The 2,994-nt window shown below is 53.0% G+C and carries 3 protein-coding genes; 1 reads left to right on the top strand and 2 read right to left on the bottom strand.

What is annotated here, in order from left to right; translation table 11 throughout:
• Window positions 1-635 (bottom strand): motility-associated protein (locus B3Z49_RS21945; protein WP_296994990.1); only part of this gene is annotated, 635 nt, incomplete at its 3' end.
• Between the two features lie 256 nt (window positions 636-891).
• Between B3Z49_RS21945 and B3Z49_RS21940 the strand changes: the two genes are divergently transcribed.
• Complete coding sequence (locus B3Z49_RS21940) at window positions 892-1,374, top strand: flavin reductase family protein (RefSeq protein WP_296994988.1); 483 nt, start codon at window positions 892-894, stop codon at window positions 1,372-1,374.
• Between the two features lie 91 nt (window positions 1,375-1,465).
• Here the strand turns inward: B3Z49_RS21940 and B3Z49_RS21935 are convergent, their stop codons facing one another.
• Entirely contained in the window at window positions 1,466-2,686 is a 1,221-nt protein-coding gene (locus B3Z49_RS21935; RefSeq protein WP_063089440.1) for a threonine ammonia-lyase, read from the bottom strand.
• Window positions 2,687-2,994: the final 308 nt, after the last annotated feature.

Below are 2,994 nucleotides of genomic sequence, written 5' to 3'. Positions count from 1 at the left end.
AGAATACCAAGGAAGGTACCGACAAGGGCCGCCGCAATCAGGCCACCAAGAATTTCAGGCGGTTCTGTCACCGAGCTCATGGTCACGATAACGCCAAGAACAGCCGCAACAATGCCAAGTGCCGGAAGGCCGTCACCAGCCGTTTGCACAGCAGAGGCAACTGCGTGTTCCTCTTCGTGATGGGTTTCAAGTTCCTGATCCATCACCGCTTCAAGTTCATAGGCGTTGGTCGTGCCAAGGGTAAGCAGGCGCAGATAGTCACACATGAATTCCATCGCATGATGATCTTTCATCAGCATCGGAAAATTGGAAAACAGACTGGAGCTTTCCGGGTTTTCAACGTGGCTTTCAAGTGCAAGATCGCCTTTGGATTTCGCAAGGCGGAAAATCGCATAAAGGCAGATCAGAAGTTCCAGATAGGCGGCCTTTTTCTTTGGGCCTTTCATGGCGCGAATGGTGTAGGTGAAGGATTTCTTCACGATGCCAAGCGGGTTGGCAGTCAAATAGGCACCAAACGCAGCCCCGAAAATGATCAGAACTTCAAGCGGTTGTACAAGAATGCCAAAGTCGCCATGCGGCAGATAGCCACCCAAGACAGAGCCGACTACGACGATATAACCAATGATCAAGAACATTCTTTTTTCTTCTCCGCTACCCCAAGCCAGATACCTGAACGATCAACCCCGAGTTCATCGAAACATCTGCCTTCTGCGGCAGTGCAGAACGTGTTTCTGATATCTATATGCTCTTATTAAGTTTTAATCTTATTAACATCGCGTTTAAATTAGCTGCGAGTTAGGTTTGACAGCGCGGTGAATAGACGCCATTTTCCCCAAGCTCCATTCGGGACGCGTCACCCATCCATATTGGTATACGAGAGCTTCCTTCAATATGTCTTTCTCTGCGCGCGATTTTCGCGATTGCCTTGGTCAATTCACAACCGGTGTTGCCGTTGTAACCACCCGCGCCCAAGATGGTGCAAAAGCGGGCATTACCATCAACAGCTTTGCCTCGGTGTCGCTTGATCCAGCGCTGGTATTGTTTTCGGTTGATCACCGTGCGGCGACTCACGCGCTGTTCACGGGGGATGCCAAGCGGTTTTGCATCAATATCCTGAGCCAGAGCCAAAAGCAGGTGTCCGAGCTGTTTTCAGCCCCCGGGCAGGATGGCTGGGACAAGGTTGCATATGAAAATGACAGCCTTGGCATGCCGCGTCTTAAGGGCAGTGTTGCAGCCCTTACCTGCGAACGTCACGCTCTTCATGAAGGCGGTGATCACAGCATCATCGTTGGTCATGTTCAGGAACTGGTGATGGGCGAAACCGGTGCGCCGTTGCTGTATTACGGTGGGCGGTATCGAACGCTGGGTGAATAACTTTGTGACTTGCGATGTGATATAGTTCACAAAAGAAAAGGGCCGTGGTGAAACACCAACGGCCCTTTGTCGTTTTTAGATGAAGGCTGCCCTAGTCGAGGGATGTGTTGCCAAGCAGGCGGCCACCGAATCCTTCCTTGATCAGGCGGTCGATCACCTGTTGCCCGTGCTGGGTGTCGCGTACTTCAAGCACCATGTCGACATCGGTCTGTTTTGCCGGGACGTCATAGAAATGCCGCTGGTGATAGACTTCAATGATGTTGGCGTCTTCTTCGCCGATCAAGGCACTGATCGTGGATAGTGCGCCCGGCACATCCGGAATTTCGATCCGGACACGAACAAGGCGGCCTTCACGGGCCATGCCGCGCATCAGAACCTGTGCCAGCAGGCGGGTGTCGATGTTGCCACCACTGATAATCAGGCAGACTTTCTTACCCTTGAAGCGATCCGGGTGATCGAGCAGGGCGGCGAGCGGGGCCGCACCGGCACCTTCGACAACGCTTTTTTCGATCTCGATCATCATCTGGATGGAGCGTTCGATCGAGCTTTCTTCGACCAGAACAACGTCATCGAGCTTTTCCTTACAGATTTCAAGCGTCAGGCCGCCGGGCTGTTTGACAGCGATGCCTTCGGCAATGGTGACGCCACCGCCGGTGAATTCCTTGCCGTGTATGCCTTCATACATGGACGGGTAAAGCTTGGTCTCAACCCCGATCACTTCGATGTCGGGGCGGCGCGACTTGATCGCAGTGACAACGCCGGATGCCAGACCACCACCGCCAATCGGTACGACAACCGTATCGATGTCTTTGTTTTCATCAAGGATTTCGAGTCCGACAGTGCCCTGGCCTGCGATGATATGCGGATCATCAAACGGATGGACGAAGGTCAGACCGCGTTCTTGCTGGATGCGGCCCGCGGCCTCAAGGCTTTCGGCAAAGACGTTGCCGGTCAGAACGACTTCGGCGCCGTGCGAGCGCGTATGATGAACCTTGGTGTAGGGGGTGTTTTTCGGCATCACGATGGTGGCCGGAATGCCAAGTCGTTTGGCGTTATAGGCGACACCCTGTGCGTGGTTGCCAGCCGATACGGCGATAACACCTTTTTCGCGTTCTTTGGGAGTCAGGCTTGCCAGTTTGACATAGGCGCCACGTTCCTTGAACGACGCGGTATATTGCTGATTTTCAAGTTTCAGATAAACATCCGCCTGGCAAATGTTTGAAAGTGTTAGGGATTTCACCAGTGGTGTTTTCGCAACGATGCCTTCGAGCAAGCCCGAGGCGCGAACAATATCGTGATAGGAAACAGTCATGATTTCCGTACTCCTGCGGCCATCCGCAATCTGGTGCGATGGCTATAGTAATATTTTATGGCGTGAATAGCGGTATTAAACCGGTCCTGTCATCCGCAGATGACAGGGATCACATTCGCAGGTCGGAAATACCCATAATCATGGCGATCACACCGGCACGAAGAGGCGGGCAAGAGTGTGATGCGAGGATGTCAGTAGCTGCAGACATAGCCATGTACTTTCCGGGTTTCGATGTGTTTGAGAAACGCACCTTTGCGGATTGCGCGCGCAAGGTCAAGCACCGGAAAAGAAAAACCGGGTTGCGTCAC

It is taken from the genome of Thalassospira sp. UBA1131, assembly GCF_002311515.1.
GTDB lineage: Bacteria > Pseudomonadota > Alphaproteobacteria > Rhodospirillales > Thalassospiraceae > Thalassospira.
This window is presented reverse-complemented; position numbering and strand designations above follow the sequence as displayed.

Coding starts and splice junctions, on each gene's coding strand:
- B3Z49_RS21935 (WP_063089440.1), bottom strand. CDS start 2,686: ATGACTGTTTCCTATCACGATATTGTTCGCGCCTCGGGCTTGCTCGAA.
- B3Z49_RS21940 (WP_296994988.1), top strand. CDS start 892: ATGTCTTTCTCTGCGCGCGATTTTCGCGATTGCCTTGGTCAATTCACA.